We start from the raw sequence: 5,583 nt of genomic DNA on the forward strand, positions 1-5,583 counted from the left end.
ATTTATTTACACAAACTATTTTATACTCTCGAAATCGTTGAATACTCTATTATTTCGGGAAATAAATCTACTGATTAAAATGCGACTAACAGCTAGAGTCAATATTAATTGTACTTAAACATTGAAATGATGTTAAATCTAAAAGAGCAATAAAAAACCTGTTTCTAAAAAAGTGAAACAGGTTTTTTAGACTGATAGTTAGTCACGTTTAAAAATATCACGAGTATATGTTTTTTCTCTAACGTCATCTAATATTTCATCATAGTGATTGGCTATAATAGCTTTAGTCATTTTTTTAAATTCCGTAAGATCATTGACCACCTGGCTTCCAAAAAAAGTACTCCCGTTTTTCAGTGAAGGCTCATAGATAATTACTCTAGCTCCTTTAGCTTTGATACGTTTCATAACTCCTTGGATGGAACTTTGTCTAAAGTTGTCACTGTTACTTTTCATAGTTAAACGATACACACCAATGGTAAGACTACCTTCTTTATCAGCACGATATTCGGTATCTGAATTGTAATCATAATATCCAGCAATTTTTAATACTTGATCAGCAATAAAGTCCTTACGTGTTGAATTTGATTTAACAATTGCTTCAATCAAATTTTGTGGAACATCTTGATAATTTGCTAATAATTGTTTTGTGTCCTTGGGTAAGCAGTAACCTCCATAGCCAAATGACGGGTTATTATAATGGTTGCCGATCCTAGGATCCAGACCTACGCCATCGATGATATTTTTAGTTTGCAGGTTTTTGACCTCAGCATAAGTATCAAGCTCGTTAAAGAAACTGACTCTTAAGGCGAGATAGGTATTCGAAAATAGTTTCACAGCCTCTGCTTCAGTATATCCCATTAAAAGTGTGGGGATATTCTTGTCAATAGCACCTTCTTGGAGTAGATCAGCAAAAGCTTGTGCTTTTTTTGTTAACGTTTCGTTTTCTTCATCAGTTCCAACAATGATTCGAGAAGGATGCAAATTGTCATAAAGGGCTTTACTTTCACGCAAAAACTCAGGACTGAATAGAATATTATTCATGGATAATTTTTCACGGATGGCCGCAGTGAAACCCACTGGAATCGTTGATTTAATTACAATTGTTGCATTTGGATTATATTTTCTTACTAATTTTAGTACTTCCTCAACTGAAGATGTATCAAAAAAATGTTTTTCACTATCATAGTTTGTCGGCGTAGCAATTATTACGAAATCAGCCTCCGAATAAGCCTGTTTAGCATCTAGTGTTGCCGTTAAATTTAATTTTTTGTTGGCTAAAAAATCTTCAATTTCAGCATCTTGAATTGGAGACTTTTTAGAATTGATCATGTTAACTTTTTCAGGAATAATATCAACTGCTGTTACCTCGTGATGTTGAGCTAATAACGTTGCAATGCTTAAACCAACATATCCCGTTCCTCCAACTGCAATTTTTATCTTCTTTTTAACCATCCTAAACCTTCCTTTCAAATTAGTTTAACTTAGATGATGTTTGCGATTATAATTTTTTAGTGAGTCATCAAAGATATCATTCTTATCATGATCAATAAAGTCTTGCATCGTGCGTTTTGCCTTAGTGGTAGCACGACCTCGAGCTTTTTTTTGCATAAATTCTTCTTTTGATTTTGTAAAGTAGTGGTTGATTCGGACAATGTCATTATTTACTTCCTTAGTGAAAGTACCGGTTAATTTTTTGCCGTTTGCATCAATAGCATAGTAACCCGGCAGGTAATAAGGAGCATGGGGATTGTCTATAAAACCTGCCGTATGTTTTGGATCAACAATGCTTTTTATATGGTGGTTCTTCTCAAAGTCATTTTTAGAACGATAAACAAAATTATCAGTTAACAGGCCTGCTGGCTTCTTGTCTAAATGTGCAGAACCGAACACTTGCCAATTAATTGCTAGACCTCCAACATGTTCTTGTGAAAAATAGCTGAATAATAAATCTAAGAAATTTTGTTGCTTTTCTGGCATATAAATAAATTCATCAGCGTCTAAAAACGCCATATAATGACACTGCTGGCCAAAACGAGTTAAAGCATCATTATAAGCATCTAATTGGCGTCGAGAACCAGGAAATTTAATATAGGTTACCTGGCTAGGATAATTATTTAGGACATCAAGAATATTATCTGTACTTTCATTATCGTAAATATAAAAATGTGAGGTACCAAGTGAGAGATAATAGTTGACCCATTCTCTCAAGTATGGCGCTTCGTTTTTTACAATTGCAACAACGACCAAGCCGTATTTAGGAATTGTTTTTTTTCTCTCTGTGAGAAGTAGTTTTCCATAATTGATTAATCCTGGCATAACAAACTTTAAATCAGCTTTGCTAATATTTTCCTCTGTCTTTTTCGCTGAATCAAGATCAATAAAATTAGGAATCCTTCGAATACTTGCGTGTAGTGCAGTTTTAAAACTCATGTAGGTTCTCCTTTTGTTAATTTATAGTAACTGATGAAAGAATCATTCAATTGTTGTTGAAACGTGTAGGTAATTTAAATATAATTAAGTGGAAAAAGAGTAAAATTATTTATCTTTTACTTCACTTTAATGTTGAGTAATTTTTTAACCCACCGGTTTAATTGCCAGTATGAGATATATAGTTGACTTTTTATTCCCTGTGTCGGCCACATTTTAACTGTTGTGTTAATTAAAGGAACGGTTGAACGATATTGCTTTATTAAGTGTCTCAAATAGGTGTAATAGTGGTAGTCTTCAGATTTTCCGTCAGAAGTGTGCCAAAGCTCAGCAGGAACTACATAATTTTTTAGACCGTTTTTATTAGATAGTAAACATTGTTCGACAGCGTAAAGATGCCAACCGTTTTCGTTAGAAAACGGCTGGGTTTTCCATCTTTGTTTTGATAATATGAAGAAACACTCATCTACAGTTTGAACTTCAGTAGGTTTTGTAATCTTTTGCCCGACCAATAATTTTTGCTCTCCATGTAAAATATTTGAGATAATGATTCGATTTCCCGCCTTTAATTCAAGAGGAGAACCGGCAACACCGACGACACCAAATTCAGCTAATGTTGACATAGACTTTGTGATATTATAGAGAGCATATTTGTGCAAAAAACGAATATCAGGATGGCAAAAGACAAGGAATTTGCCCTGAGCATTTTTGGCAGCAGCATTATAGGCATCTCGAGCTGCTAGAAATTCTTGGTGAGTATTACTTATTTTAATTAATTCATAGGAGATATTAATTTGAGAGTTTAGACTTTTTTTAAACTCGCTATATACTTTTTCATTATTTACAATTGTTATTATTGAAATCAGTGGATTTTTCAAGTTTTATCCTCACATTCTAGAGTAAAGTTTACCCTTTGATTTTACTACAATTAAACATCCAGTGCGAATAGAGAGAGAGTTAAGGAGTGGATCTGTAATGGACATGACAAGGCATAAACAAAGAATAGATATCTTTGAACTTAGTTATTTAATTGCATTTTTCATGTATATTTATATAGGTGTTTTGAAAACATCATTATTAGTACCCGTACATATGAGTATGTCAATCGTTTACTTAGTATTTAAAATAACTGGTTTATGCGCTATGTTGACTATGCTTTTTAGAAAAGAGCCGAACCTTTATTACAAAATGGGGGCAGTTTTTTTATTAGTACCAGTTTACGCATTATGTGTTCCTTCGAAGAATTTTGATTTTTTTTACTATTTTATTTTTGTTGTTGGAGCATATGCTATTAGTTTTAGAAAAATATTAAAGGCCTATGTTTTTAGTGCTGTTGTTGGAACAGCAAGTGTCATGGCACTCTGCTTTTTTGGTATTATCCCTAACGAAGTATTTGCTAGGCAGGAGTTAAGCCTTGCTAGAAATTCATTTGGCTTTTTTACTCCAACAGATTTCGCTGCCAGAATTTTCTTTATTTTGTTGGCCTATTATATGTTGAAAAAGTTTGCTTTTTCGTGGAAAGAAAACTTATTTGTTTTCGTTTTGATATTTGTAATTTATTATCTAACAAACGCCAGATTGGACACGCTCTTGCTTTTACTTTTACCGGTATCAGCAATCTTTAAACCATTTTTAAAAAAAATTGTTTATTGTTTAGGAAAGGTAGGATCTTTTTTAATTTCTTTTTTGTATATAATGTTCAGTATTTTAATAGCGGCATGTTATAACTCTGATGATCAAGTATTATCATTTTTGAATATAATGTTATCTGACAGAATTAAAATCGGACATCAAGCTTTTCGAGAAAAAGGAGTTACGCTTTTGGGTCAACACTTTCATGAACAAGGTAATGGTCTGCTGCCAAGTGGAAGTTTTCGGTACTTTTATATTGATTCTTCGTACATTAGATTGCTTGTTATTTATGGTGTAATAATTTCGTCACTCATGTTAGTTGCCATTTATTTTTTACATTGCAGATTTATCAGTGAAGGTTCTTTTTATTATAGCCTTGGCTTTTTCTTGGTAATAATCAGTTCTGCTGTTGATCAGCATTTCTTAGATCCATCATATAATGTTCTCTTTCTTGCTATGTTTGCAAATATTGTCAAAAGAAAAGTATCTGTTAAAACAAATATGGACTTGAAAGAGCAGACTCTTCCATAGTCCAAGTGTATGTGGCTATATTTTTAAATTATTTTTTCCATGTTTCTAATAAGTGGATCCTTCTGTCTTTTTTTGGTGGAAATTCCATGTAGTTACCATACATATTAGTTAAATATTCCCTCCAACAAGACATTGTTTTGAAAGAGTGCCCTTCAAAAGTAACATCAACGCTTTTAGTAAATTTGTCATGTGACATAACTTCTTTTGGACCATAAAGTCCCCACATAATAGAACCTACTTTTTTGCCATGTGTAAAATCATAAGTACGAGATAAATTGTCCAGTTGTTCGTTGCACCACCTAACACCTATTAGCTTGGCTAAAGGAATAAATAAGGGCTTTACTAAGGCTTTTAGTTTAGTTTTTCCTCTTCCTTTTTTAGCGGAATTAAGCATCAATATTTTGCGATACATTGCTGCTTTTTTGTAAATTTTATTGATTTTTGTTTCGTTTGTGGGTAAAGCGTCTACAGGGAAAACATCAACGAAAAGTGAGCTTGTTTCATTTTCGTCCATGAAGGTCGGATCGATCTTAGTGTTAGTGTCTATTATTTTGACGAATGGGTAACTAGAGTTTCCTAAAAAGAAGCATTCTATCTTGTAATGTCCTCCAAAGTTGTTATTTTTTTTTGCTAAATCTAATAACTTATCATAGTCTGGTCGAGCTATGCAAATATCAATATCATCATCCCATGGAATGAAGCCTTGGTGTCTGATTGCACCTAACAACGTTCCAGCTGAAAGATAAAATTGTAATTCATGTTGATCACAATATTTTTGAAAGGACAACAAGATATGTAACAATGTTTTTTTGACGTCGGCGGTTTCTAATTTTTCCATAATTCACTTAGCCTTTCTGGAATTAATTTATAACAATTAACATTTTAAACCAAAAATCGTGAATATGCGCTAGTAGACTGTGATTTTCAAACTTTATTTAGAAAAAAGCAAGAAATATTTAAGGTACCTGAATTATTCATACTTTTCGTTGCAGT

General features: G+C 32.7%; 5 protein-coding genes. 1 reads left to right on the forward strand and 4 read right to left on the reverse strand.

Annotation, left to right across the window (positions count from 1 at the left end):
* Positions 1 to 198 precede the first annotated feature (198 nt).
* The 3 genes from FC65_RS08440 to FC65_RS08450 all read right to left on the reverse strand — a co-directional run bounded on the left by FC65_RS08440 (position 199) and on the right by FC65_RS08450 (position 3,305).
* Positions 199 to 1,452, reverse strand: a complete 1,254-nt coding sequence (locus tag FC65_RS08440) for a nucleotide sugar dehydrogenase (RefSeq protein WP_268872481.1) — start codon at positions 1,450 to 1,452, stop codon at positions 199 to 201.
* A gap of 24 nt (positions 1,453 to 1,476) precedes the next feature.
* Positions 1,477 to 2,430, reverse strand: a complete 954-nt coding sequence (locus FC65_RS08445; protein WP_056972314.1) for a glycosyltransferase family 2 protein — start codon at positions 2,428 to 2,430, stop codon at positions 1,477 to 1,479.
* Positions 2,431 to 2,546: 116 nt separating this feature from the next.
* Complete coding sequence (locus FC65_RS08450) at positions 2,547 to 3,305, reverse strand: glycosyltransferase (protein WP_056972315.1); 759 nt, start codon at positions 3,303 to 3,305, stop codon at positions 2,547 to 2,549.
* A gap of 97 nt (positions 3,306 to 3,402) precedes the next feature.
* On the opposite strand from FC65_RS08450, the gene FC65_RS08455 reads away from it, so the two are divergent.
* Positions 3,403 to 4,590, forward strand: a complete 1,188-nt coding sequence (locus FC65_RS08455) for a hypothetical protein (protein WP_056972316.1) — start codon at positions 3,403 to 3,405, stop codon at positions 4,588 to 4,590.
* Between the two features lie 28 nt (positions 4,591 to 4,618).
* On the opposite strand, the gene FC65_RS08460 is transcribed toward FC65_RS08455, so the two are convergent.
* A complete protein-coding gene (locus FC65_RS08460) occupies positions 4,619 to 5,428 on the reverse strand; it encodes a LicD family protein (RefSeq protein WP_056972318.1) in 810 nt (269 codons plus the stop codon).
* Between the last annotated feature and the right edge of the window lie 155 nt (positions 5,429 to 5,583).

Origin of the sequence: Ligilactobacillus acidipiscis DSM 15836 (assembly GCF_001435755.1) — a bacterium.
Classification (GTDB): domain Bacteria; phylum Bacillota; class Bacilli; order Lactobacillales; family Lactobacillaceae; genus Ligilactobacillus; species Ligilactobacillus acidipiscis.

What these genes read in the sequence shown, in the direction of transcription:
- FC65_RS08455 (WP_056972316.1), top strand. Translation starts at nt 3,403, where the DNA reads ATGGACATGACAAGGCATAAACAAAGAATAGATATCTTTGAACTTAGT.
- FC65_RS08440 (WP_268872481.1), bottom strand. Translation starts at nt 1,452, where the DNA reads ATGGTTAAAAAGAAGATAAAAATTGCAGTTGGAGGAACGGGATATGTT.
- FC65_RS08445 (WP_056972314.1), bottom strand. Translation starts at nt 2,430, where the DNA reads ATGAGTTTTAAAACTGCACTACACGCAAGTATTCGAAGGATTCCTAAT.
- FC65_RS08460 (WP_056972318.1), bottom strand. Translation starts at nt 5,428, where the DNA reads ATGGAAAAATTAGAAACCGCCGACGTCAAAAAAACATTGTTACATATC.